Origin of the sequence: Mycobacterium sp. ITM-2016-00316 (genome assembly GCF_002968335.2) — a bacterium.
In the GTDB taxonomy this organism is placed as follows: Bacteria; Actinomycetota; Actinomycetes; order Mycobacteriales; family Mycobacteriaceae; genus Mycobacterium.
In genome coordinates this window covers 4628091-4651676 of record NZ_CP134398.1, presented here as the reverse complement: position 1 = coordinate 4651676, position 23586 = coordinate 4628091, and the positions used below count along the sequence as shown (strand labels likewise).

Genomic DNA, 23586 nt, shown 5'->3' with positions numbered 1-23586 from the left:
GACGCCGGGACCACTCGGGCTCCGGCGGGTTTCCTGGTGTCCGGGGGATGCTGCGCAGCACGGACAGGTTCACGGTGCGGCATCTGGACAGCATGTGCGCCAACCTGATGTTTAGTTTGCTGAATACCGGAAACAGCTGATCTTGATAGTGGAATGGCAAATGCCAAGAGGAAGCTGCGGTGCCGCGGCGACTATCGCCATTGGCTATCTACCCGCAAGCGATCGCGGCATCGGGGTTCCGGCACTCCGGTCGGCGCTCAACGGCGCCGAAAGCACTGATCAAATGGCCCTTTATCGAATGCGAACGGTGCGGTCGAGTGCGGTCTGCAGAGCCGGCGCGGCCGGTCGCCCGCGACGCTGCGGCAAACGAATTGTCGTATCCGTCAATCACGAATTGAGAAATCTCGGCGCAGAGTCTGGTTTGCTAGGCAATGGTCGTGATAGCTTCGGGACGTTGGTCGGGGAATTTGCTGAAAGGGAGATCAACATGGTGGGACGTCAGGGAACCTCGGTACGGATGATCGCTGCGACGGCCGTCGCCGGGGGCGGGATCGCCTTGGCCATGGGAGTGGCCACGGCAGGTGCAGGGGCTGCGTACGCGGATACGGGGCAAACCGCCTCCAGCTCGAGCTCGAGTGCGAGCTCCAGCTCGAGCACCAGCAGGTCGCCGCTGCAGCGCATCGGCCGGTTCGGCAGCAATCTGCAGCGCAACCTCGGAACCGTCGGAAGCAATCTGCAACGCAACCTCGGGCAGGTCGGCAGCGATGCCCAGCAAGGCCTCGGCACTGTCGGGACCAATCTGCTCATCAACGGTGGAACGTCGGCCAGTGACGCGCAGCAGGGCCTCGGCCAGGTCGGCAGTGACGCGCAGCAGGGCCTCGGCCAGGTCGGCACCGACGTGCTGGTCAACGGCGGCACCGCGGCCAGTAACGCGCAGCAGAACCTCGGCGGGTTCGTCGGCAATATTCTGGGCGACTAGTTCGACGTCGAGTGCGGCCGGGCAGCGGGTGGTTTCTCCCGCTGCCCGCCGTCATGTCGGGGCCGGGGCCGGTCTGGATCCCTCGGCACCGTCGCTGTTTGCTGATGGTCCGTCGATGGCGACGCGGGCAGCGTTGCCACGACCGTCATCGCGGGCCGGGCGGTAGCGCCAGTGGATGCGCTCTGCGCCCAAGTGCCTGGTAATCGCTCAATTGTCGCATTCGTAAATACTTGCTGTATTTCATGATCACTGTAATGGCAGTTCGGGGCCCTCTCCGCGGAGGTTACCCGCGATCGATAGCCAGCCTATGGTCGTCGCTTCAGCAAAGGGAAACATGGGTGAAATCGTGACCGTCCGTTGGTGATTCGTTCCGGTGCAATGTGATCTGGAGCACACACTGTGTGTTAACTTCAGGCTGTTCGTTTGAAATTTGCTGGAGGGAGACGAATCATGGATCGCAACGGGTCGGGGAAGCCCGCAATGATCAAGGCAATGGTGCTCGCTGGTGCCACCACGACAATGTGTCTCGGAATTGCGCTCGCAGGGGCCGGGACGGCATCGGCAGACACGAGCGCCGCCGATGCGCACGTCGCCGCGCAGCAACGCGGCACCGCGGCATCGACCGCCAGGCTGACACCCGAGGATGTCGGAGAGTTCGGTGACAACCTCGTGCGCAACCTGGGCCGCTTCGGCAGCAATCTGCAGCGCAATGCCGGGCAGGTGGGCAGCGACGCGCAGCAGGGCCTCGGCCGTGTCGGGACGAATCTGTTGATCAACGGCGGCACCTTCACCGACAACGCGGTGCAGAACGCCAACCGGGCCGGCAACGACCTGGCCCGTAACGCCGGGACCGCGGGTCGCAACCTGGTGCGCAATATCGGCAGCTTGTTCCGTTAGCCGACATCGGGAGGGCGGCGCAGCGATGCCGCTGCCCTCCCGATGCGCTGGTGGCCCAGCACCTCATCGATCATGTCGGCCACGGCGCCGATATGTGGCTCGCGGACGATCGACATATGGGTGCACTCCAGGTGCCGGATGGTCAACTCGCCGGTGATGATCCGCGGCCACAGCCGGGGATCATCCTTGTTGAGGTGGCTCAGCACCACCAGTGCGCGTCCCCGCCACGGCTGCGGGACGAACCGCAAGCCGCTCATGATGCCCACTTCCTCGATTGCCGCAGTCTTTCGCAGATGGTCGCCGACGAACAGTCCGGCCAACGGCACCTTCTTCTGATGCTCCCACCAGGACCTGATATCGGTCGGCATCGTCTCCTGGATCGTGACGCTGACATCGGGAAGCCCGGCGCCCGCCTGCTTGGCCGCCTGTGGGGACAGCCAAGGGTCCAGCATCACGAGCAATTCGACTGTCGCGCCGGCATCTTCGAGCAGACGAGCAGCTTCCAGAGCTATATGGGATCCCAACGAATGACCGACCAGGATGTACGGGCCGCGTGGCTGGACAAGGCGCAGGTTGCGGACGTGGCGGCGCGCCGCGGCTTCCACCGACAGATCCGGGATTGCGCGCTTCTCCAGTCCTTTGGGCTCCAGGGCGTACACCGCCGTCTTGTCACCGACCCGTTCGGCGAACGGCACGAAGCACAGCGAGGAGGCGCCGGCCCCGGAGAAGCAGAAAATCGGCGTGCCCACGGTGTCGGCAGATATCGGCCGCAATGCCACGGTGGTCGGCGGCAGCGCGGGTCCGCTGGAACGCGTGAGCTTCTGCGCGAACTCGGCCACGGTCGGCGCGCCGGCCAGATCCGACGGATTGAGTGTGGCGCCGTGCACTTCGGTCACGCGCGCCAGCATCTGCGTCACGCTCAGCGAGTCCCCGCCGAGTGCATAGAAGCCGTCGGTGCGACCGACCCTGTCGATGTGCAGCACCTCCGACCACAGCCGCGCGATGGATGATTCCTGTTCTCCGCGCGGAGGATCGAACTCAGGCCGGCCCACCGGTGGCAGTGCCATTCGGTCGATCTTGCCGCGATCGCCTCGCGGCAACGCGCCGAGCACCACGATGTAGGCGGGCACCATATAGGGGGGCAGGTCCCGGTGTAGGCGGGTGCGCAGTTCAGCCACTGCCGGTGTGCGGGCATCTGGGTCCGCGGATACGTAGGCGGCCAGAGTGGGCGTTCCGGTGGTGTCGGCCACCACGATGGCCTCCCGGACGTCGTCATAGCTCAACAACGTGGATTCGATCTCCGAGGGCTCCACGAGATAGCCCCGGATCTTGACGGTGGCATCCGCCCGGCCGGACAGCACCAGGTTGCCGTGCTCATCCCAGCGCCCGACGTCGCCGCCGGCATAGGTCCGCGCGCCATCCGGATGCACCGAGAACACCGCGGCCGAAGTCTCCGGATCCAGGTAGCCCAGCGCGAGATGACGTGAGGTGATGGATACCGAGCCGTTCGCATCGATGTCGATCTGCTTGTGCGGGGCGGGAACTCCCACCGGTATGACGCCGTGTGGCAGCGCGGCGTTCGGCGGGATGTCATAGCTCGCGATGGCGAGCGTCTCGGTCGAGCCTGCCCAGTTCGTGAAGACCGCATCCGGGGCGAGTTCGCGAGCCAGTCGTACGTGGCGCGCATGTGCTGCCTCGCCGGTGGTCACAATTCGTTCCACCGCGGGCAGTGTCGCGCCCCGTGCGGCGGTGTGCAGAGCATCCACGAAGGCCGGTGTACAGGTGATGGCCTGTGCACCCGAATCGGTGATGAGCTCGAATGCCTCTCGCGCGGAGTGCTTGGCAGGGTCGACCGCGATCACCTCGGCCCCGCCCAGCAGAGAGGCGATCAGCACGTTGAGCCCGGCCGCGAAGCTGATCGGCATGCAGAGTGCGACCTTTCGGCCGTCACCCAGGCCGAAGCGGTCGTTGAGCAGTTGAGCATCGGCGAGCCACAGTCCGTTCGGATGCAGCACCGCCTTGGGGGTGCCGGTGGAACCCGACGTGAACTGGATGCTCGTCACATCGTCGGTGTCGGAATCGGCGCCCAGTTCCGCATCGAGGTCGGCGCCGCCGGGCAGTCGGTCGGGGACCTGAACCGGCCAGGGCTGGTAACCGTGCTCGATCAGGATCGACGAGATCTTCTGTGCCCGGTTGGCCGGCATCGCCGGGTCCAGGGCCACGACGGGAGTCCCGGACGCGAACAGACCCAGCACGGTCGCGACGGTCTGGGGTGTCGATGGTGCGGCGAGCACAGCGGCGCAGGGTCCATCGACGTCGGGGCGCGTCTGAGACACCAGCGCCGCGTCCAGCAGTTCGCGATAGGTGACCGATTCCGAGGTGGTGCGCAGGGCCACCTGTTCAGGTCTGCTGCGTGCGGTCGCCGCGAAATGTGCGGGTACCGAACGATGTTCGAGGGGAGTGTCCTCCTGCGCGGGGGCTTGTGCGATCGGGCGTGCTGGGGTGGTCGCGCCGGTGGGCTCGGCCGACTGCGCCGTGGTGCCACGGCGCCCGGATCGGGCAACGAGGACGGCGGCGGTGAGCGTGACGCTGGTCACTGCCGCGAGGATTGCGGCCCGTCGGATTCGGCCATCGGTGCTGGACGGCAGGGCGTGCACGGGACGCCTGCCGGAGCTGTCGAGCGGATTGCCGACGCGCAACGGAATGCGTTTGACCTGCGGCATCCGTTCCGCAGCAGGTGTGCTGGAATGTTTGCTGAATTGGCGCATTCGGTACCAGATGACGCTGTCGAACATGCCGACCCTCCGACTCTGCCCATCGATGTACTTAGGTATGGAAACTTCGGGCAGGCTAGCCTAACTGTGTGTGAACTGGTAATTGTGGGAGCCGTCGCCGCGCCATCGGCCTTGGTCTGGGCCGACGGCACCGCCTGGATGGCCTGGTCCACGGCGGGTCGGCAGGTTGTTTTCGCGTGCAGAGGAGAGCGGTTTTGGCTCCGCACGGCGCGCGGCAGGTCAGCGAAGCGCGCATTGTCTCAGTCGTCAGTTGCCTCAGGTCCGAGTGGCCGTGAGTTAGCTGGAACTTCGGAATAGGGGAAACCACGGTGCTGGCCTTCGTCACCACGTTGCGTCACCCGCACAACTCGGCCGACTATGGCCGCGTCGAGGCGCTGTTGCGCGACACCCTGGCCTCGGTGACCAGGCAGACGTGCTCCGACTACGTGGTGATCATCGTCGGCAATCGCAAGCCGTCTTTCGCGCTGCCGACGCGAACGCATTTCGTGGAGGTGGATTTCGCGCCCCCGTCGCTGGACGGTGCGCCACAGACCGGGAAGGCCCCCGGTGTGTGGGACAAGGGCACCAAGGTCGGGATCGGGCTGGTCGCCGCACGGGAGTTCGGACCCGAGTACGTCATGCCGGTCGACGCGGATGATTTCGTGCACCGCGACCTGGTCTCGTTTGTCAATAGCCATCCCGGTCATCCGGGCTGGGTGCTCAAACGCGGCGTCATGTATTCGCGCTCGCGCAACTGCTACACGCTGCAGCGGAAACTGTTCCGCATCTGCGGTAGCTCGTTCATCGTTCCCCTGGATGCATACGAGGTGCCCGAAGCCCTCACCGTGACGGCGACCCAGCAGCAGGTCGCGGCGGGTTTCGGTGACGGACTGGAGCAGATTCTCGGCAATCATCGGTACTCGCTGGAATGGTGGCAGGACCGCGGCCGGGTGCTGGAGCCGCTGCCGTTCTCCGGGGCGGCGTACCACGTGGACACCGGTGAGAATCATTCCGGCAACGAACTACTCGGACCCGCGCTGCCCTACCGGCCGCACCTGGCGCGCGATTTCGGCATCAACGCCTCGAAGGGCGCGGTCTCCACGGTCTGGTCCTCGGTCGGGCCGGCAGCGCTGAAACCCGACCTTCCGCCGCGGTTGCCGTCCTTCATGTCCCCGCGGCCGAGAACGCCCTATCTGCATGGGTACTCGCCACCAGGCTGATATCGGTCAGCGCGAGCAGTCCAGCGTCACCGTGATGGTGCGCTTCACGACGATCGGCACGATCGCGTTGCGGTCGTTGAAACCTTCGACATTGACCAGGCGCTTCTGCTCCTGCACGTTGCCGATATCGGTGACCTCACATTCATCGAGCGGAGCGCTGCCCAGACGGCTCACGCGGACGTCGAACCCCTGGGCCTCCAACTGATCGATGGTGAGGTTCGCGGACTCGGCGTGGGCCGGGGCCGCGGTGCCGGCCAACACGCCGATGGCGGCGGAGGCGATGACGACGGTGAGTGCGATGCGCATGACCGTTCCTTCCTGGTGATGATCGGTTTCGATGTGTCGATCGTGCTCGCCGGGAGGGTGGCGTTGCTTGGAGCTGACGTGGAGATTGTCTGGAGATCCCCCGCAGGGCGCATCGCAGCACTAGCGTGAATCCGTCACGGCACTTTGAACGGGAGACCAACATGCGAGCCGAAACCTCGTCGGGCTGTAGACCCGAACCACCCACCAGGCCCGGGCGGCGGCTCACGGTGCTGCTGACGGGTCTGCTCATCGGGCTGTTCGGTGCCGCGATGCTGGCGCCGGCAACCGCCTCCGCGGAGGGCGAGACCTACACCGTCGCCACCGACACGACCTTTGCGCCGTTCGAATTCCAGGACGCCGGCGGCAATTTCGTCGGTATCGACATGGATCTGATCCGGGCGATCGGCGAGGATCAGAACTTCAGCGTCGACATCAAGCCGCTCGGTTTCGATGCTGCGCTGCAGGCGGTGCAGGCCAACCAGGTCGACGGTGTCATCGCGGGCATGTCGATCACCGACGAACGTCGGAAGGTGTTCGACTTCTCCGAACCCTACTTCGAGTCCGGCATCCAGATGGCGGTGCTCGAGGACAACGAGGACATCACGTCCTACGAGGATCTGCGCGGTAAGCGGGTCTCGGTCAAGAACGGTACCCAGGGTGCGGATTTCGCGAATTCGATCAAGGACCAGTATGGCTTCGAGGTGGTCTCGTTCGCCGACTCGTCCACCATGTTCGATGAGGTGCGGACCGGCAACTCGGTGGCCGCCTTCGAGGACTACCCCGTGCTGCTGTACGCCATACAACAGGGCAACGGCTTCAAAACCGTGACACCGAAGGAGGATCCGACCGGCTACGGATTCGCCGTCAACAAGGGGCAGAACGCCGAGCTGCTGCAGAAGTTCAACGCCGGGCTGGAAAACCTCAAGGCTTCGGGCCGCTATGACGAGATCCTGGCAACCTACCTCGGTGAGGGCGCGGCAGCGAGCGACAGTTCGTTCTTCGGGCTGATCAAGAGCACCACGCCGATGCTGCTGGCCGGTCTGAAGATGACCATCATCCTGACGGTCTCGTCGATCTTCTTCGCGCTCATCCTGGGCATCATCTTCGGCTTGGCGCGGGTGTCCCGGTCCATCTGGCTGCGGGCCATCGGCACCACGTTCGTCGATATCTTCCGTGGCACACCGCTGATCGTGCAGGCGTTCTTCATCTATTTCGGTATTCCCACCGCGCTCGGCTTCCAGATGTCGGCGGTGACCGCCGGCATCATCACACTCTCGCTCAACGCCGGCGCCTATATGACCGAGATCGTGCGCGGCGGCATCCTCTCGGTGGACAAGGGGCAGATGGAGGCGGCCCGCAGCCTCGGCATCGGGTATCTGCCGACGATGCGAAAAGTGATTCTGCCGCAAGCGATCCGGACGATGATCCCGTCCTATATCAACCAGTTCGTCATCACCCTGAAGGACACCTCGATCCTGTCGGTGCTCGGCATCGCCGAGCTCACGCAGAGCGGCCGGATCATCATCGCGGGTAACTACAAGGCCTTCGAGATGTGGCTGATCGTCGGCATCATCTACTTCGTGGTCATCATGGCGCTGACCAAACTCTCGGATCGACTGGAAAGGAGGCTCGTGAAATGAGTGAACTGGTAACAGAATCCGCGGCTTCCGAGCCGGCAGGCACCGTCAAGATCCGCATCGAGGGGCTGAAGAAGTCCTTTGGTGAACTCGACGTGCTCAACGGTATCGACACCACCATCAGCCAGGGCGAGGTGGTCTGCGTCATCGGGCCCTCCGGTTCCGGCAAGTCCACCTTTCTGCGGTGCCTCAACAAACTGGAGGACATCACGGGAGGCAGGGTGACCGTCGATGATTACGACCTGACCGATCCGAAGGTCGACCTGGACAAGGTGCGCCAGCACATCGGCATGGTGTTTCAGCATTTCAATCTGTTTCCGCACATGACGGTGCTCGACAACGTCACGCTGGCGCCGCTGTTGACCAAGAAGATGGACAAGGGCGCGGCCGAGAAGAAGGCGCGCGAACTGCTCGAGCAGGTCGGGCTTGCGGAGAAGGCGGACGTGAAGCCGTCGACGCTGTCAGGTGGGCAGAAGCAGCGCGTCGCCATCGCGCGGGCGCTGGCGATGAACCCGTCCATCATGCTGTTCGACGAGGCGACCAGTGCGCTGGACCCGGAGATGGTGGGCGATGTGCTGGAGGTGCTGCGCGCGCTGGCTTCCGGCGGCATGACGATGGTCGTGGTCACCCACGAAATGGGCTTCGCCCGAGAGGTGGCCTCCCGGGTGCTGTTCATGGACGGCGGCAAGATCGTCGAGGATGCCCAACCCGCCGAACTCTTCGACAACCCCAAACACCCACGGTTGCAGGAGTTCTTGTCGAAGGTACTCTGACGGGCAGTGCCTCAGAGAAAGCCGCCTGCCGGTAACCCGACCTGGCTTGCCTCGGCGTTGCGCGCCGAGGGGTTGGACGTCACAGAGTTCCCGGGCTGGCGTGACCGCGGGCACGGCGGCTTCAAGGACATCCGCGGGGTGATGGTGCACCACACCGGCTCGGATCGGGCGAGTGCGACATCCATCGCCGTGGGACGCCCTGATCTGGCCGGTCCGCTGTCGCAGGTGCACATCGCCCGAGACGGGACGGTCACCGTGGTGGCCGCGGGGGTTGCCTGGCATGCCGGTGTCGGGATGTATCCGTGGGTGCCGGCGAACATGGGCAACTGGCACCTGATCGGCATCGAATGCGCCAACAGTGGCACCAGTCCATCCGCCCCGCATCGCCGGAACTGGCCGGACGCACAGTATTTCGCGCTGGTCGGTAGTTGCGCGGCAATCAACCGGCGGCTGGGGCAGCCATCGGCGCGCACCATCGGGCACAAGGAGTACGCGGGCCGCGCACAGGGCAAGTGGGATCCCGGTGCCATCGACATGGACATCCTGCGCCGAGATGTCGCCGAGCGCATGGCCGCGGACTTCGCCGCGGGGCGCGCGCCGCGGCCACCGGTGCCGGTCGGCGAGTACACCGAGATATTGCTGCACCGTGGCAGCGCGGGTCCACAGGTGGCCGAACTTCAGCGCAGGCTCAAGGCGGCCTATGCGGCTTACGCGGGGGATCTCGTCATCGACGGGGTGTTCGGCGTCGACACCGAGCGAGCCGTGCGTGAATTTCAGCGCCGCTTCGGCGGACTCAAGGTGGACGGGATCGTCGGCCCGGCGACCGCTGCCGCGTTGCGGCTCCGGATCGTCTGATCAGGGTTGGCTGGTGAGGTACCCGCCGCGGCGGAAGAACGTGTCGCCGGAGTGCTCGGTACCGCCGGCCGACCGTACCCGGGTGATCACCAGTCCGAGGTTGCCGCCGCGGTAGGCCGCCGGCCCGCACACCACCGCGCCGCCACCCTCCTGCACGATCACGCGTCCCGGCGTTCCGCCGTAACGGATTTCGGAGACCTTCGCCTCCAGGATCTCGATCCGCTCGCCGCGGTAGTGGGTGAACGCGGCGGGGTAGGGGTCCGACAGCGCCCGAACCAGCCGCTCCAGATCTTCGGCGGGCCAGGTCCAGTCGATCAGGCTGTCGCGCTCGGAACGCTTGTGGAAGTAGGTGCGGGTCGCCTTGTCCTGCGGGCGCCACTGCGGGTTGCCGGACTCCAGTGCGCTCAGTGCTTCTTTCAGCGCGCCCGGAATCAACTCGATGCCCCGCTCGACCAGTTGGGTGCCGGTGTCGTTCGGTCCGATCGGCAGCGAGTGCTGAACCAGGACATCCCCGGTGTCCAGGCTCTCGTCCATCCGGTGCACCGTCAGGCCGATCTGAGATTCGCCGCTGATCAGCGACCAGATCACCGGAGAGAATCCGGTGCCCTTGGGCAGCAGCGAGTCGTGCAGGTTCAGGGTGCCGTGCGGCGGCAGGTTATAGAGCTCCGGAGGCATCCACGTGTACCAGCTGTTGACGACGATCACGTCGGGTTCGGCGCGCTTGACCAGGTCGATGGTGTCGTGGTCGACCCGCTCGGTGAGATGAACGGGAATGCCGTAGCTGTGCGCGAGTTCTTCGACCGAATCGGAGAAGATCCCTTTGTAGGAATCGTCGCTGGCCGGATGCGTCACGGACAGCGCGACATCGTGTCCCAGGTCGACGAGTGCCTGGAGGGTTCGGACTCCCCATGTCTGGAAGCCGAATGAAACGATACGCATAACCCCACCGACCTTGCTGAATGTGACCGTGTCTCGTCCGTGGGACGGATGTCCCGCGCGGAATGTCAAAGACAAGTTAACAGATTATCTAAGGCTTAGCTAAGTTGAATCTGTGCATCAGCTGTGCCCGGTGCTGGTTCGGCGAACGCATCACGATCGTTTTGCTCGATTCGCACCGTCGTGACATGAAAAGACGGTGCCGCCGGTCCGCGGCGCCCTACTCCCGAGTGATGGAGTTGCCGCTTCCGGACTCGCTCACCTGAGGCTCCCCGGTGCGGTAGGTGATCGTGTTGTCGAACCCCGACACGGCGATTTCCCGGGTGGACTCGGCGGTGACGATGTTCTCGAATCCCGACACCGTGACGGCGGTGCAGTGACCGGTGATATCCACCGTGTTGTTCGCACCGGAAATGATCACAATGTTGTCGTTACAGGTCACCGACTTGTTTGTGCCGATGCCGCTGATCGTCAGGGTGGTGCCCGGCTCCGGCGCCGAGCCCGACGGGGGCTCGGCGATGTCGGTCGGGATGGTGATGATCGTGGGCAGCGAGGGCAATGAGGGCAACACCGGCGCCTCGGGCCCGTCGGTCAGCACATCTCCGCCCCCGGCGATACCGGGCGCCTCGGGTGCCGAGGTGTTCGTGAACATGAAGTACGCCGCCGCGCCGCCGGCGAGCAGGAGGAACACGAGCACGACCGGGACGACCGCCATCCACGGCCGGAAACCGGAGCCCGAGGGTTCGGGCGGGTAGGGCAAGGCATAGCTGGTGCCGTAAGGCTGTGCACCATAAGGGGTTTGGCCGTACTGCGGCTGGACGTAGGGCGACTGGTCCGGCCAGGGCTGGGTCGGCGGCGGAGCGCCGTATCCGTACGTTGTCGGACTGGCGTTCTCGGAGCCGAGTTCGGTGGGCTCCAGCGCACGGATCCGGGCTTCCGGGTCGTCCTGCGGATTCATGGGCAGATGGTCGCATATCGAGGGGTGATCCGGTGGGCAGGAGGGCAATACGCCTGCGGCGCCGGACCCACCCAAAGGTGGTTCCGACGCCGCAGGGTCTTACGCCGGGCCTTATGCCGGTACCGGGACTTTCTCCGATGCCGGTTCTGTGGCCCGTGCCGGGTGATCGTCGACCATGGTGATCTCGTCGAACGGATCGGATCCGCCCAGGACGGCGTCCACCTTGTCCCGATCGATCGTCTTCGTCCACGACCCGACCAGCAGGGTGGCCACCGCGTTGCCGGAGAAGTTGGTCAGTGCGCGAGCCTCGGACATGAACCGGTCGATGCCGACGATCAGGCCGACGCCGTCGAGCAGGTCGGGGCGGTGTGCCTGCAGACCGCCGGCCAGCGTCGCCAGCCCGGCACCGGTGACACCGGCGGCACCCTTGGAGGCGACGATCATGAACACCAGCAGGCCGATCTGCTCGGACACGCTCAGCGGATCGCCGAGGGCGCCGGCGATGAACAGCGAGGCCATCGTCAGGTAGATGGCGGTGCCGTCGAGGTTGAACGAATACCCGGTGGGGACCACCACGCCGACGGTGGAGCGCTCGACGCCCAGGTGCTCCATCTTCGCGATGAGGCGCGGCAGCGCCGACTCGGAAGAGGATGTCGAGACGATGAGCAGATACTCGCGGGCCAGGTATCGGACCAGCTTGAAGATGGACACGCCGGACACCACCCGCAGCAGCGTGCCGAGCACGCCGAACACGAAGATCGCGCAGGTCAGGTAGAAGCCGACCATCAGGGTCATCAGCTGGCCGACCGCCGCCCAGCCGGTCTGCCCGACGACGTTGGCGATGGCGCCGAACGCGCCGATCGGGGCCAGCCACAGGATCATCGCCAGCACCTTGAAGACCAGCTTCTGCAGGTGCTCGATACCGCGCAGGATCGGATCGCCGACCGAGCCGAGACCTTGGATCGCGAACCCGACCAGCAGCGCGACGAACAGCGCCTGCAGCACACTTCCCTCGGTCAGCGCCGAGAACAACGAGGTCGGAATGATGCCCTGGACGAAGTCCAGCAGACCGCCGGCCTCATGGGCCTTGTCGGCGAGTTCGGCGCCCTTACCCGCGTTCGCGGTGACATTGAGTCCCTCGCCCGGGTGCAGCAGGTTGCCGACGACGAGGCCGATCCCGAGCGCGAAGGTGGACATCGCGAGGAAGTAGACGAAGGCCAGCCCGCCCACCTTGCCGACGGTCGCCGCCTTGCGCACCGACCCGATGCCCAAGACGATGGTACAGAAGATGACCGGGGCGATCATCATCTTGATCAGCGCGACGAACATGGTGCCGAGCACGCCGACGCTCTTGCCCACATCCGGGGCGAGAATGCCGACGGCGACACCGGCGACGACCGCGATGATCACGGCGATGTAGAGCCAGTGGGTACGGTCCCGCTTGGTTTTGGGCGGACCCTGTGGCGGGGCGTCCTGCGGCGGCATCGCCGGAGACGGTTGCTGGGAAGTAGTCATGTAAGGATGGTCGGGTACGGCGTGAGCCAGGTCACGTTTTAGTTCATTTCGTTCACGGGAGGTGCGCCGGGTGGTGGCCGACCGATTGTCGCGGTGGTCGCTGGCGGGCCAGGCGATCGCGCTGCAGATCCTGGTCATTGCGCTGATCGTGGTGGCGGGCAGTGGGTTGGCGCTGCTCGACGCCCGCCAGGACGGTGATGCCGCCGCCGAGGCGCAGGTACTGGGCATCGCCACCTCGCTGGCCGATTCACCGTCGACCGCACAGTCGATCGTGGACGGCGAGGCGACCGCGACCCTGCAACCGGTCACCGAGTTGGTGCGCAGGCACACCGACATCGCGTTCATCACCATCATGGCGCCCGACCGCACCCGCTACACCCACACCGACCCGACCCAGATCGGCGGTGACTACCTCGGCAACATCGAACCGGCCCTGCACGGTCAATCCTTCACCGAGGTGTACACCGGCACGCTGGGGCCCTCGATCCGCGCGGTGGCCCCCGTGCACGATGCCGACGGCCATGTCATCGGTCTGGTCGCCGCCGGGATCCTGCAGCAGAGCCTGGCCGAACGCTGGCGCGAGCAATGGGTGGTGATCGCGGCGGTAGGCCTTGTTGCTCTTGCTGTTTCGCTTGTCGGGGTGTGGGGTATCCGGCGCAGGTTGCTGCGTCAGACCCGTGGCCTGCGTCCCGACGAACTCCGGGTGATGTACGACCACCACGACGCGATCCTGCACGCGGTCTCGGAGGGCCTGATCGTGCTGGACCGCGACGGTGTGGTGCTGGTCAACGACGAGGCCCGTCGGCTGCTGGCGCTGCCGCCCGGACCGGTGTCCCGTGCCGATCTGCCGGAGTTCCTGCAGGTCGCCGATCCCGGGGTTCGCGACGAACTGCACGTGACCGACGAGCGGGTGCTGGTGGTCAACCGCGCGAAGGTGCCCGACTCGGGCAGCGAGGTGGTGACCGTCCGGGACCGCACCGAATTGCAGGGCGCCCTGGGCGAACTCAGCTCGCTGCAGGTGCTCGCCGACTCGCTGCGCGCGCAGGCCCATGAGTCGGCCAACAAGCTGCACACCGTGATCACCATGGTGGAGATGGGCCGCCCGCAGGACGCCGTCGCGGTGGCGACCAGGGAACTGGAGTTGTCCCAACGGTTGGTGGACCGGTTGTCCGAAGCGGTCGGTGAACCGGCCCTGGTGGCGTTGCTGCTCGGCAAGACCGCTCAGGCCGACGAACGCGGTATCTCGCTGACCGTCACCGAGGACACCCAATTGCCCTCGAATGTCGCCCTGACCGGGCAGGAACTGGTGACCGTGCTGGGTAACCTCATCGACAATGCGATGGATGCGTGCGACCGGGACGACCCGTGGGTCGAGGTGACGGTGGCCCAGGACGCAGACGCCTTGCGAATCATCGTCGCCGACAGCGGTTCCGGGATGGATGCCGAGGTGTTCGCCCAGGCGCAGCGCCGCGGGTACTCGACCAAGAATGCCGACGGGCACGGCATCGGGCTGGCGCTGGTGGCTCAGGTGGTGCACCGCCACGGCGGCACGCTGAGCACCGATGTGACCTACGGATCGGTGGTCTCGGTGGTGATCGGCCGGTGATCCGTGTCCTGATCGTCGAGGACGATGTGTTGATCGCCGAGGCGCATCGCACCTATCTCGGTCGCCTGGAAGGCTTTTCGTCGGCAGCAGTGGTGCACACGGCGCGCGACGGGATGCGGGCGGCGGCCACCGCGGCGGCGGCGGGGGAGCCGATCGACCTGGTGCTGCTGGACCTCGGACTGCCCGATGCCAGCGGCATCTCGCTGGCCTCCGGGCTGTCCGGTCTGGTCCCCGCCCCGGACATCATCGCCATCACCTCCGAGCGTGATCTGGAGATGGTGCGCGCCGCGGTCTCGCACGGGGCGCTGGCCTATCTGCTCAAGCCGTTCACCTTCGCGGCGTTCCGGGACCGCCTGGAGCGGTATCGGCGCTACCGCACCGCGTTGCCCGCCGGTACCGAGGCGGCCAGCCAGGCCGAGGTGGACCGGGCGATGGCCGAGTTGCGCATCGGCGCCGACCGGGCGGTGGCCCCGAAGGGTGCGGCCCCGCAGACCACCGATGAGATCGCCAGGGCGGTCCGTGACTGCCCGGCCGGCCTGACCGCCGATGAGGCCGCCGCGCAGGTCGGGGTGTCCCGGGTGACGGCCTGGCGCTACCTGGAGCGGTTGGCCGATGAGGGCACGGTCACCCGCAACACCGATTACGGCAAGGCCGGGCGGCCCAAGACGCGTTATCAGTGGCGCTGAGGCCGCCACCAGGGCAGAAGTGCGGCCGGGCCGGCAGGTCGGATATCGACTCGGCAAATACTTCGTGTGCTGCCAGCAAATTGATCTGGCCCGATTTATGATTTTCCGGACCGGTGTCCGAAAGGCTTGCTGTGCACACGACTGGGATCTATCGACGGTGGCCGCTGCTGGCTGCGGCGGCCTTGCTGGTGCCGGCCGCGCCCGCGCTGGCGGCACCGGAATCGGCGGAGAGCTCGGCCACGGTCACGGTGAACACCGGTAGCCGAGATCTGAACGTGCGCTCGGCGCCGTCCACGGCGAGCCAGCGGGTCGGCCGTATCCCGGATGGCGCCCGGATCACCATCACCTGCTACGCGCGCGGGACGGTGTTCAGCGGGGGGCCCTACGACATATCCACCGATCTGTGGAACAAGCTGGCCGACGGTGGCTACGTCACCGACGCGATGCTCGATACCGGGTCCAATGAGCCTGTTGTGCCACCATGTGCCACCGAATCGATGCGTCCGGCCGAGCCGCGGGCCAACGGTGAAACCGTGGACAGCAACCCCGGGGAAGAGGGATCCGCGTTGTGGGGCGCCATGGAGAAGTGGTACTTCGCCTCCGGTAAGCGCTCCTACCCGGCGGTCGAGGGCGCGCCACGCGATCTGGCGGCATCGGCGCGGGCGGCGGGCTGGACCGTCGTCGCCGAACCCCGGGACCGCGCCGTGGTGGTGATACCGCCCGGTGTGCTGGACGCCCCGGGCGCCGGTCACGTCGCGTGGGTGGATGCCACATCCCGTCGCGGGGACGAGATGTACTTGCGGATCACCGAGATGGCGGCGACCGACAAGGCGCCGCATATCTGGTCGGGGCGCACGGTGCAGGCGGTTCCGGAGCTGTCCTACATTCTGTTGCCCTGACGCCCCGCTAATTTTTCAGCTACGTCAACTACGCAGCCTCGGGCCGTTGACTGCCGACGCGAGAAGTTTGCTGACGTGTCGGCTGTGATCTGTATTGCATTTTCCCGGCGAGGTCTGAGAATCCTGTGTGTGACGGGTGTGGTTTGAGGCCCGATGGCAGTTTGCTGTAGTCAGAAAAGTAGACGTTGATAACGCATCTTGCTCTTTGCTCCAGATAGGTCACAACTGGATAACGATATTTTCCTGAGGGATGTCTGAGAGGTGTAACGTCGGTGAACTCGGCAAGCGGCCGACGGCCGCTTTGGGTAGGTTTTTTCGTCGCTAGACTCGTCCCAAACGCGCTCAACTCGGGCGCTGGCGACTGAATCAAGTGCCGGGATAGTCATCCGGCGGAGGTGTCGAAGAGATGGCAAGTGTTTTCGTGCGCGCCAATGCGGCAGCGCTGAATGACTCGCAAACCGCTTTCGCGGGCTCGGTCGCGATCGACCGCGGCCCGATCGCCGACCTGACGGCCAATGCCGACACCATCGTGGTGGCCAACTACGGCGACAACAGCATCACGGTGGTCCGGCCCGACAGCGCCGGGGCGCCGGCCGTGGTGCCCGTCGAGGGCGAGCCCTTCGCGGTCGCGCTGACCGATGACCGTGCCTTCGTGGTAACCAGCGATCTCGACGCCGACGCCGTCCAGGTGATCGACACCCGCACCAACTCGGTGGTGGGCCACTACCCGCTGGCGTTCTCGGTCACCGCGGTGGCGGCCAGCCCCGACGGTAAGCGTGCCTACGCCGCCCGCGCCGGACACGACCATGTGGACGTGGCCGTCATCGACATCACCGCCGACCGCGTCGGCACCGTCGACATCGGCGCAGGCGCCGGATCCACCATCGACGCCCTCGCCGCGGATCCGTCCGGCCGGCGGCTCTACGCGGCCGTGACCACCAGCCGTGGCAGCCGCGTGGTGGTCGTCGACACCGAAACCGCCAAGGCGCGTAAGTCGATCGCCTTCGGCGCACCGATCCGGGACCTGGCCGTCGCGGCCGACGGCACCGTCTACGCACTGACCTCCGATCTGCAGGCCCGCGGCGTCATCGAGGTCGTCGATCCGAAGACCTTCACCGTCACGGCGAGCATCGGTGCAGGCACCCTGCCGATCCAGATGGCGCTGTCGGCCGACGGTGCGCGCGCCTATGTCGTCGACTACGACCAGGTCGCGGTGCTGTGCACGGTCACCCACGAGGTCGTGGAGACCATCACCGTCGGCGCCCGCCCGGCGGCTGCCGCGCTGAACGCTCAGGGTGACCGGCTCTATGTCGCCGATGTCGAGGGCAATGTCACCGCATTCCGGGTGGCCGCGCCGGCACCGATGTACTCGCCGTTCGACGCCGTGGCATTCGACGCGGTGCGTGAGCTGGCACCGGTCGGGGTCTGAACTCCGCGGCTCAGCGGTTGCAGTCCAGCGATACCGAAATCGACTGGCTGACCACAATTTCCACCAGGTCGGTGTCGTCGTCGCCGTGCTTGTCCCAGCCGTCGTCCTCGACGCTCACCCACCGGGTGACCTGCTGAGGATTGCGGATCCCGGTGACGGTGCACTGCTCCAGCGGTGCGCTGCCGATCCGGTCGACGTTCACGGTGTAGCCCTGGGACCCCAGCATCCCGATGGTCTCCAGGGCGGTTTGCTCGGCCGAGGCCGGCGGCGGTACCGCCAGCACCGCGGCGGCGAGCAATCCGGTGGTCACTGCGATCGGACGCATGGCGCGCCCCCTGTCTGAGGTGCTGAAACTGTTCTGCCCTGTACATCGCCGCCAGATGGCGAAACGTGACAAACCGCGTCTCGGTGAGCACTAACATCGCCCGCGTGCAGTCCACCATGCAGAGCTGGCCCCTGACCATCGCCGCCATCCTGCGGCACGCCTGCGCAGTGAACGGCGACCGCGTCGTCACCACCGCCACCGGACAGGGCGGATACCGCAGCACCACCTACCGCGAACTCGGTGAACAGACGGCCCGACTGGCGCACGGGCTGCGTGGTCTCGGCATCACCGGCGACCAGCGGGTCGGCACCTTCATGTGGAACAACGCCGAGCATCTCGCCGTCTACCTTGCCGTCCCCGCCATGGGCGCAGTGCTGCACACGCTGAACATCCGGCTGGCTGCCGAACAGATCGCCTTCATCGCCGACGAGGCCGAGGACCAGATCATCGTCGCCGACGCCTCGCTGATACCGCTGCTGGCTCCCGTCCTGCCGCTGCTGAGCACGGTGCACACCGTCATCATCGCCGGTGACGGCGACACCGGACCGCTCGACGATGCCGGCGTGACGGTGCTGCGCTACGCCGATGTGCTGGCCGGGCAGCCGGGGCAGTTCGACTGGCCCGATGTCGACGAGAACTCCGCGGCGGCGATGTGCTACACCAGCGGCACCACCGGAAACCCCAAAGGTGTTGTCTACAGCCATCGCTCGACCTACCTGCATTCACTGACCGCGTGCACCGCCAGTGCCCTCGACGTCGGCAGCGATGATGTCGTGCTGCCGATCGTGCCGATGTTCCATGCCAACGCCTGGGGGCTGGCCTACGCGGCCCTGATGGCCGGTGCCGATCTGGTGATGCCGGACCGCTTCCTGGACGGAGCGTCGTTGATCGAACTGATCGAGTCGCGCAGACCCACCGTGGCCGGTGCGGTGCCGACGATCTGGAACGATGTGATGCACTGCCTGGAAAGAAGCCCGGGACATGATGTTTCGTCACTGCGACTGGTCGCCTGCGGCGGATCGGCGGTGCCGCTGTCGCTGATGCAGACGTTCGAGCAGCAACACGGGGTGTACATCCAGCAGGCCTGGGGCATGACGGAGACCTCGCCGCTGGCGACAGTGGCCAAACCCCTACCCGGTGTCACCGAGGATCGGCACTGGGTGATGCGTACCACCCAGGGCCGGCCGATGTGCGGTGTCGAGGTCCGCGTCGTCGACGACGCCGGTGACCCGGTACCCACCGACGGAGAGTCGGTGGGCGAGTTGGAGGTTCGAGGACCCTGGATCACCGGTGGCTATTACCTTGGCCGGGATGCGGAGAAGTTCGACGGCGGGTGGCTGCGCACCGGTGATGTCGGTCGCATCGATGCCGACGGATTCGTGACGCTGACCGACCGGGCGAAGGACGTGATCAAATCCGGCGGTGAATGGATCTCCTCGGTGGAACTGGAGAACCATCTGATCGGTCACCCGGGCGTCCTGGAGGCCGCCGTCGTCGGGGTGCCCGACGACAAGTGGCAGGAGCGCCCGCTGGCCGTGGTGGTGCTGCAGGAGGGCGCCAGCCACGCGCCCGAGGAGCTGCGGGAGTTCCTGGCCGACAAGGTGGTTCGCTGGTGGCTACCGGAGCGGTGGACCTTCGTCGACCAGGTGCCACGCACCAGCGTCGGCAAGTACGACAAGAAGACCATCCGCGCCCGGCACGCCGCCGGTGACTACGAGATCACCACTGTGTGATCCCACGTGATGCGAACTGTTTAGGCCGGCGCCAGATGGCAACCCTGGTGGGATGGGTACCGAAAATATCGACACCACGTCCGCCAACGATCTCGGCGGTGCCGACGATCTGTTGAGCCCCATGGAGGCCACCGACTCCGACGACGTGCGCAACGCCGACGGTGACGAGGTGGTCGACCCGCCCGAGGATTGGAGCGGTGCCGACAAGTTCGGCATGTCGACCGACGAACAGCGTGAGGGCGACACCCTGGACCATCGCCTCGCCGAGGAAGAACCCGACATCGTTCCGGAGGTTGTCGAGGGCTCCGATGTCGCCAGTGGCCCACCCGGCGTGCACCACGGCCAGATCGACGGTGTCCCCGAAGACGGCGAATCACTGTTCCCGGTAATCGACGATGTGACGAGAAGGAGCGATGAGCCATGACCGATTCCGACCTACCGATCCCGGACTATGACCAGATCTCACTCGGCGACCTGCGTCACCGGGTCCGGGCTCTCGACCTGGAGCAACTGACCGCTGTCCTGACCCACGAAGCAGGCCACGCCGCGAGGGTGCCGGTGCTCGAGGTACTGGAAGCCCGGCAGCGCGAACTCGAATCCGGCGCCACGCCGTCGCAGGGAAATCCGGCCAACGCACCGCGGGTCGTGGGCGGACAGGGCGGATCTCCGGTCCAGGAGTCGACGGCGGCCCAGGCCACCTCACCGTTGCGGCACGGCGTCGCCCAGCAGACGCCGAGCCGCGGCAAACCCTAGCGCTCGGCGCGTTGGTAGGCCGTCACGACGGCCGCGCCACCGAGTCCGATGTTGTGCTGCAGGGCGGCACTGACATTGTCGACCTGACGCTTGTCGGCGGTGCCGCGCAGCTGCCAGGTCAGCTCCGCACACTGTGCCAGGCCGGTCGCGCCGAGCGGATGCCCCTTGGAGATCAGCCCGCCGGACGGGTTGACCACCCAGCGGCCGCCGTAGGTGGTGTCGTTGTCGTCGATCAACTTCGGCGCCTCACCGGGGCCGCACAGGCCCAGCGCCTCGTACAGCAGCAGCTCGTTGGCGGAGAAGCAGTCGTGCAGCTCGATGACCTGGAAGTCCTCCGGTCCGAGCCCGGACTGCGAGTAGACCTGCTGCGCGGCTTGGACGTTCATGTCATAGCCGATGATGTTGGCGGCGCTGCCGTCGAAGGTGGAGGCGAAGTCTGTGGTCATCGCCTGACCGACGATCTCGACGGCCTGCTCGGCAAGTCCGTGTTTGGCCACGAAGTCCTCGCTCACCACGATCGCGGCACCGGAACCGTCCGAGGTCGGGGAACACTGCAGTTTGGTCAGCGGGTCGGAGATCATCTTGGCGCCCAGGATGTCGTCGAGGGTGTACTCGTCCTGGAACTGGGCGTACGGGTTGTTGACCGAATGCTTGTGGTTCTTGTAGCCGATTTTTGCAAAATGTTCAGCAGTGCTTCCGTACTTCTTCATGTGTTCGCGGCCGGCCGCACCGAACATCCACGGCGCCACCGGGAAGGCGAACTCGTCGATCTCGGCCAGCGCCTTCACATGCCTGCCCAGTGGTGACTCGCGGTCGTCGGCGCCACCGCCGAGCGAGCCGGGCTGCATCTTCTCGAAGCCCAGTGCGATCACGCAGTCGGCAAGTCCACCCCGGATCGACTGTGCGGCAAGGTAGAGCGCGGTCGACCCGGTGGAGCAGTTGTTGTTGACGTTGACGATCGGGATACCCGTCATGCCGAGTTCGTACAGCGCGCGCTGGCCCGAGGTGGAATCTCCGGAACAGTATCCGACGTAGCCCTGCTGGACCTGGCTGTAGTCGATCCCGGCGTCGGCGAGTGCCTTCGTGCCCGACTCGTTGGCCATCTGGGGGTAGTCCCAGCCCTCGCGCCGGCCCGGCTTCTCGAACTTGGTCATCCCGACACCGACGACAAACACCCGATTGGCCATCTGTGGCCCCTTTCGCTCCGTTGCGTTGGGCCTCAACATAACCGTCAAGCGAATGCGCCGGTGTGCTGCGGGCAGTAGTAGCCGATCGACATGACGATGAACGCCGCGGCCTGCCGGGTGTTCAGGTCGGTGTATTCCAGGATGTCCAGGCCGATATCGGTGGCCTGGACCCCGGAGTCCAGCTCGGCGCACACCTCATGAGCGTTCGAGATGACCTGGACCGCGGACTCGTAGGAGATGCCCTCGTAGCGGATATCGGCCAGGAACGCCGCATCATCGGCGGAGGTGATGGCGCTCGCGGTGCCGGCGGTGGCGAGGCCGGACAAACCGGCCACCAGTGCGAGGCCTGCGGACTGGATCAGGCGCTGAACAGCGAACATCGTTTCTCCCCTGGATGTCTGAGCCCCGGCGTGATCCGGGGGTGACATCAGCGTCCAACGACGTTCTTGATGAATTCTTGGGGTGCGGCCTCAGCCGTAGGCCAGCCACCATTGATGCAACTCGTCGAGGCTCGGGCCCTGGGCGTTGCCGAGCAGCAGACCGTCGTTCTTGGTCCAGGTGAGGTCCGGGCTGTCGTTGTAGGTGCCGCAGGCGATGGAGCCCTCGGCCTTCTGCGGGGTGTCGGTGTAGTGCCAGGTGGTGGGGGAGTCCATGGTGCTGTTCGGGCACGGCATCAGCTCGGCGGTCTCGCCGATCGCCTCGTCGAAGTTGGCCCGCAGGGCGCCTTGGTCGGGGAACGTCGAGTACCGCGAGGCGACGGGACCGCCCGGCATGCTCGACGGCCCGCAGTCCACGGTCGCCAGCGCACCGGGCACCGGCGGATCGACCGGCTGGCACACGCCCGGGTCATACCCCTGCGGCAGCATGCCGAACAGACGATCCTGCAAGGTCCCCGGGTCGGGGGCCCGGGTGCGGGTGGTCCGCTCGGCGGCGGTGGTGGCCGCCGAGGTTGTGGTGGACGGGGCGGCCTTGGTGTCCTCGGGTTTCACCATGAAGTAGACGCCCACCGCGCCCAGTACCAGGACCAGCACACCGGCGGCGGCCGCGATGGGCAACCACGGCGTCGTCTTCTTGGGCTGCGGCGGGCGGCCGGGTGGCGGGGTGTGCCAGTTCGGTGGCGGTGCGGCGTAGAACGGGGCAGGAGTGGAGCCTGGTGGGGGTGTTGCCCCGTACGGCGGTGGCGGGGGTGGCCCGCCGAACCGCTGACCGGGGCGGTTGGCGTCTTCACCGCGTTGCACGATGTGTGCCGCCTGGTCCTGGTCACGCACGCTCAGGGCATCGGTGGCCGCCGCGGCCAGATCTCCGGCGCTGGCGAACCGGTCGGCGGGTTTCTTGGCCATCCCGCGGGAGACGACGCGGTCGAACGCGGCCGGGATACCGGGCCGAGCCTGGCTCGGGGCCGGGATCGGCTGCATCAGATGCGCGGTGATCACCATGCTGACGCTGTCGCCGGGATAGGGCTGCGATCCGGTCAGGCATTCGTGCAGTACACAGGTCAGCGCGTACACGTCGGCGCGGTAGGTCACCTGGTCGCTGGTGAACCGCTCCGGTGCCATGTACGCGTAAGTGCCTACCGCGGTGCCCAATTCGGTCAGCTTCTCATCGCTGGCGGCGTTGGCGATGCCGAAGTCCACCAGATAGGCGAAGTCATCCCGGGTGATCAGGATGTTCTCCGGTTTGACGTCGCGGTGCATGATGCCGCTCTCGTGCGCGGCGTCCAGCGCCGAGGCGATCTGGCGCACGATGGCGACCGCGCGGGCCGGCGTCATCGGACCGTAGCTCTTCAGGATCTTGCGCAGATCGGCCCCGTTGATCATCCGCATGTCGACGTAGAGCACGCCGTCGATCTCGCCGTAGTCATGGATCGGCACCACATGCGGTTCCTGCAGCCGGCCCGCCGAATGTGCTTCGCGCTGTAGCCGTTTGCGGAACACCGGGTCGTGGGACACACCTTCGGGCAGCAGTTTCAGCGCGACGATACGGTCCTTCTCGGTGTCCTCGGCTTCATAGACTTCGCCCATGCCGCCGCGCCCGATGAGTCGGCGCAGTCGATAACGGCCGAAATCGGTACCCTCACGCGACGTCGGCCCGGTCATTTCCCCTGCTTCTCCTGGAGTG

General features: G+C 66.2%; 22 protein-coding genes. 13 read left to right on the top strand and 9 right to left on the bottom strand.

Annotation, left to right across the window (positions count from 1 at the left end; genetic code table 11):
• Nucleotides 1-487 precede the first annotated feature (487 nt).
• Both C6A86_RS22310 and C6A86_RS22305 read left to right on the top strand, forming a co-directional pair.
• On the top strand, nucleotides 488-979 hold the full coding sequence (locus C6A86_RS22310) for a hypothetical protein (protein WP_142406927.1): 492 nt from the start codon (nucleotides 488-490) through the stop codon (nucleotides 977-979).
• Between the two features lie 450 nt (nucleotides 980-1429).
• Nucleotides 1430-1876, top strand: a complete 447-nt coding sequence (locus tag C6A86_RS22305) for a hypothetical protein (RefSeq protein WP_142406928.1) — start codon at nucleotides 1430-1432, stop codon at nucleotides 1874-1876.
• Here the strand turns inward: C6A86_RS22305 and C6A86_RS22300 are convergent.
• Nucleotides 1873-4671 (bottom strand): alpha/beta fold hydrolase, encoded by a 2799-nt coding sequence (locus C6A86_RS22300; RefSeq protein ID WP_105362497.1) that lies wholly within the window; start codon nucleotides 4669-4671, stop codon nucleotides 1873-1875. The two genes, C6A86_RS22305 and C6A86_RS22300, sit on opposite strands and share 4 nt — an antisense overlap.
• Nucleotides 4672-4979: 308 nt before the next feature.
• Here C6A86_RS22300 and C6A86_RS22295 point away from each other — a divergent pair, with 308 nt between their 5' ends.
• On the top strand, nucleotides 4980-5870 hold the full coding sequence (locus C6A86_RS22295) for a glycosyltransferase family 2 protein (protein ID WP_105362498.1): 891 nt from the start codon (nucleotides 4980-4982) through the stop codon (nucleotides 5868-5870).
• A gap of 6 nt (nucleotides 5871-5876) precedes the next feature.
• On the opposite strand, the gene C6A86_RS22290 is transcribed toward C6A86_RS22295, so the two are convergent.
• Nucleotides 5877-6176, bottom strand: coding sequence for a hypothetical protein (locus tag C6A86_RS22290; RefSeq protein WP_105362499.1), 300 nt, complete (start codon nucleotides 6174-6176; stop codon nucleotides 5877-5879).
• Nucleotides 6177-6337: 161 nt separating this feature from the next.
• On the opposite strand from C6A86_RS22290, the gene C6A86_RS22285 reads away from it, so the two are divergent.
• The 3 genes from C6A86_RS22285 to C6A86_RS22275 are packed head-to-tail and all read left to right on the top strand — an operon-like array spanning nucleotide 6338 to nucleotide 9441.
• The gene (locus C6A86_RS22285) at nucleotides 6338-7816 is read left to right on the top strand and encodes an amino acid ABC transporter substrate-binding protein/permease (RefSeq protein ID WP_105362500.1); all 1479 of its coding nucleotides are present in this window, start codon (nucleotides 6338-6340) and stop codon (nucleotides 7814-7816) included.
• Nucleotides 7813-8586: an amino acid ABC transporter ATP-binding protein gene (locus tag C6A86_RS22280; protein ID WP_105362501.1), complete on the top strand. Its 774-nt coding sequence runs from the start codon at nucleotides 7813-7815 to the stop codon at nucleotides 8584-8586. Before C6A86_RS22285 ends, C6A86_RS22280 begins: the two co-directional genes overlap by 4 nt.
• A gap of 6 nt (nucleotides 8587-8592) precedes the next feature.
• Entirely contained in the window at nucleotides 8593-9441 is an 849-nt protein-coding gene (locus C6A86_RS22275) for a peptidoglycan-binding domain-containing protein (RefSeq protein ID WP_105362502.1), read from the top strand.
• On the opposite strand, the gene C6A86_RS22270 is transcribed toward C6A86_RS22275, so the two are convergent.
• The 3 genes from C6A86_RS22270 to C6A86_RS22260 form a co-directional block, all read right to left on the bottom strand.
• Entirely contained in the window at nucleotides 9442-10380 is a 939-nt protein-coding gene (locus tag C6A86_RS22270) for a methionyl-tRNA formyltransferase (protein WP_105362503.1), read from the bottom strand.
• Nucleotides 10381-10597: 217 nt separating this feature from the next.
• A complete protein-coding gene (locus C6A86_RS22265) occupies nucleotides 10598-11335 on the bottom strand; it encodes a DUF3060 domain-containing protein (protein ID WP_105362504.1) in 738 nt (245 codons plus the stop codon).
• Nucleotides 11336-11446: 111 nt separating this feature from the next.
• Nucleotides 11447-12820, bottom strand: a complete 1374-nt coding sequence (locus C6A86_RS22260; protein ID WP_105362505.1) for a cation:dicarboxylate symporter family transporter — start codon at nucleotides 12818-12820, stop codon at nucleotides 11447-11449.
• Between the two features lie 100 nt (nucleotides 12821-12920).
• On the opposite strand from C6A86_RS22260, the gene C6A86_RS22255 reads away from it, so the two are divergent.
• From C6A86_RS22255 to C6A86_RS22240, 4 genes are all read left to right on the top strand, one after another.
• Nucleotides 12921-14456 (top strand): sensor histidine kinase, encoded by a 1536-nt coding sequence (locus C6A86_RS22255; protein WP_311100868.1) that lies wholly within the window; start codon nucleotides 12921-12923, stop codon nucleotides 14454-14456.
• Nucleotides 14453-15142 carry a response regulator gene (locus C6A86_RS22250; protein WP_105363184.1) on the top strand — a complete coding sequence of 230 codons (690 nt, stop codon included), beginning with the start codon at nucleotides 14453-14455 and terminating at the stop codon, nucleotides 15140-15142. Before C6A86_RS22255 ends, C6A86_RS22250 begins: the two co-directional genes overlap by 4 nt.
• A 131-nt stretch (nucleotides 15143-15273) precedes the next feature.
• Nucleotides 15274-16041: an amidase gene (locus C6A86_RS22245; protein ID WP_233212992.1), complete on the top strand. Its 768-nt coding sequence runs from the start codon at nucleotides 15274-15276 to the stop codon at nucleotides 16039-16041.
• A 406-nt stretch (nucleotides 16042-16447) separates the two neighbouring features.
• Complete coding sequence (locus C6A86_RS22240) at nucleotides 16448-17470, top strand: hypothetical protein (RefSeq protein WP_158263262.1); 1023 nt, start codon at nucleotides 16448-16450, stop codon at nucleotides 17468-17470.
• A gap of 10 nt (nucleotides 17471-17480) precedes the next feature.
• Here C6A86_RS22240 and C6A86_RS22235 read toward each other — a convergent pair whose 3' ends face one another.
• Nucleotides 17481-17795, bottom strand: a complete 315-nt coding sequence (locus C6A86_RS22235) for a hypothetical protein (RefSeq protein ID WP_105363185.1) — start codon at nucleotides 17793-17795, stop codon at nucleotides 17481-17483.
• A 104-nt stretch (nucleotides 17796-17899) separates the two neighbouring features.
• Here C6A86_RS22235 and C6A86_RS22230 point away from each other — a divergent pair, with 104 nt between their 5' ends.
• From C6A86_RS22230 to C6A86_RS22220, 3 genes are read left to right on the top strand one after another with little or no spacing between them, the layout of a single operon-like run.
• On the top strand, nucleotides 17900-19528 hold the full coding sequence (locus C6A86_RS22230) for a fatty acid--CoA ligase (RefSeq protein WP_199196173.1): 1629 nt from the start codon (nucleotides 17900-17902) through the stop codon (nucleotides 19526-19528).
• Nucleotides 19529-19580: 52 nt separating this feature from the next.
• A complete protein-coding gene (locus C6A86_RS22225) occupies nucleotides 19581-19952 on the top strand; it encodes a hypothetical protein (RefSeq protein WP_105363186.1) in 372 nt (123 codons plus the stop codon).
• The gene (locus C6A86_RS22220; protein WP_105363187.1) at nucleotides 19949-20281 is read left to right on the top strand and encodes a hypothetical protein; all 333 of its coding nucleotides are present in this window, start codon (nucleotides 19949-19951) and stop codon (nucleotides 20279-20281) included. The genes C6A86_RS22225 and C6A86_RS22220 overlap by 4 nt, the downstream gene beginning before the upstream one ends.
• On the opposite strand, the gene C6A86_RS22215 is transcribed toward C6A86_RS22220, so the two are convergent.
• The 3 genes from C6A86_RS22215 to C6A86_RS22205 form a co-directional block, all read right to left on the bottom strand.
• Nucleotides 20278-21468, bottom strand: a complete 1191-nt coding sequence (locus tag C6A86_RS22215) for a lipid-transfer protein (protein WP_105363188.1) — start codon at nucleotides 21466-21468, stop codon at nucleotides 20278-20280. The two genes, C6A86_RS22220 and C6A86_RS22215, sit on opposite strands and share 4 nt — an antisense overlap.
• 44 nt (nucleotides 21469-21512) lie before the next feature.
• Complete coding sequence (locus C6A86_RS22210; RefSeq protein WP_158263263.1) at nucleotides 21513-21848, bottom strand: DUF732 domain-containing protein; 336 nt, start codon at nucleotides 21846-21848, stop codon at nucleotides 21513-21515.
• Nucleotides 21849-21938: 90 nt separating this feature from the next.
• Nucleotides 21939-23564: a serine/threonine-protein kinase gene (locus C6A86_RS22205; protein WP_105363190.1), complete on the bottom strand. Its 1626-nt coding sequence runs from the start codon at nucleotides 23562-23564 to the stop codon at nucleotides 21939-21941.
• Between the last annotated feature and the right edge of the window lie 22 nt (nucleotides 23565-23586).

Excerpts from the sequence above, each read along its gene's own strand:
- C6A86_RS22235 (WP_105363185.1), bottom strand. The coding sequence starts at position 17,795 with ATGCGTCCGATCGCAGTGACCACCGGATTGCTCGCCGCCGCGGTGCTG.
- C6A86_RS22260 (WP_105362505.1), bottom strand. The coding sequence starts at position 12,820 with ATGCCGCCGCAGGACGCCCCGCCACAGGGTCCGCCCAAAACCAAGCGG.
- C6A86_RS22270 (WP_105362503.1), bottom strand. The coding sequence starts at position 10,380 with ATGCGTATCGTTTCATTCGGCTTCCAGACATGGGGAGTCCGAACCCTC.
- C6A86_RS22240 (WP_158263262.1), top strand. The coding sequence starts at position 16,448 with ATGGCAAGTGTTTTCGTGCGCGCCAATGCGGCAGCGCTGAATGACTCG.
- C6A86_RS22285 (WP_105362500.1), top strand. The coding sequence starts at position 6,338 with ATGCGAGCCGAAACCTCGTCGGGCTGTAGACCCGAACCACCCACCAGG.
- C6A86_RS22205 (WP_105363190.1), bottom strand. The coding sequence starts at position 23,564 with ATGACCGGGCCGACGTCGCGTGAGGGTACCGATTTCGGCCGTTATCGA.
- C6A86_RS22310 (WP_142406927.1), top strand. The coding sequence starts at position 488 with ATGGTGGGACGTCAGGGAACCTCGGTACGGATGATCGCTGCGACGGCC.
- C6A86_RS22300 (WP_105362497.1), bottom strand. The coding sequence starts at position 4,671 with ATGTTCGACAGCGTCATCTGGTACCGAATGCGCCAATTCAGCAAACAT.
- C6A86_RS22210 (WP_158263263.1), bottom strand. The coding sequence starts at position 21,848 with ATGTTCGCTGTTCAGCGCCTGATCCAGTCCGCAGGCCTCGCACTGGTG.
- C6A86_RS22265 (WP_105362504.1), bottom strand. The coding sequence starts at position 11,335 with ATGAATCCGCAGGACGACCCGGAAGCCCGGATCCGTGCGCTGGAGCCC.
- C6A86_RS22290 (WP_105362499.1), bottom strand. The coding sequence starts at position 6,176 with ATGCGCATCGCACTCACCGTCGTCATCGCCTCCGCCGCCATCGGCGTG.
- C6A86_RS22305 (WP_142406928.1), top strand. The coding sequence starts at position 1,430 with ATGGATCGCAACGGGTCGGGGAAGCCCGCAATGATCAAGGCAATGGTG.
- C6A86_RS22215 (WP_105363188.1), bottom strand. The coding sequence starts at position 21,468 with ATGGCCAATCGGGTGTTTGTCGTCGGTGTCGGGATGACCAAGTTCGAG.
- C6A86_RS22280 (WP_105362501.1), top strand. The coding sequence starts at position 7,813 with ATGAGTGAACTGGTAACAGAATCCGCGGCTTCCGAGCCGGCAGGCACC.
- C6A86_RS22225 (WP_105363186.1), top strand. The coding sequence starts at position 19,581 with ATGGGTACCGAAAATATCGACACCACGTCCGCCAACGATCTCGGCGGT.
- C6A86_RS22220 (WP_105363187.1), top strand. The coding sequence starts at position 19,949 with ATGACCGATTCCGACCTACCGATCCCGGACTATGACCAGATCTCACTC.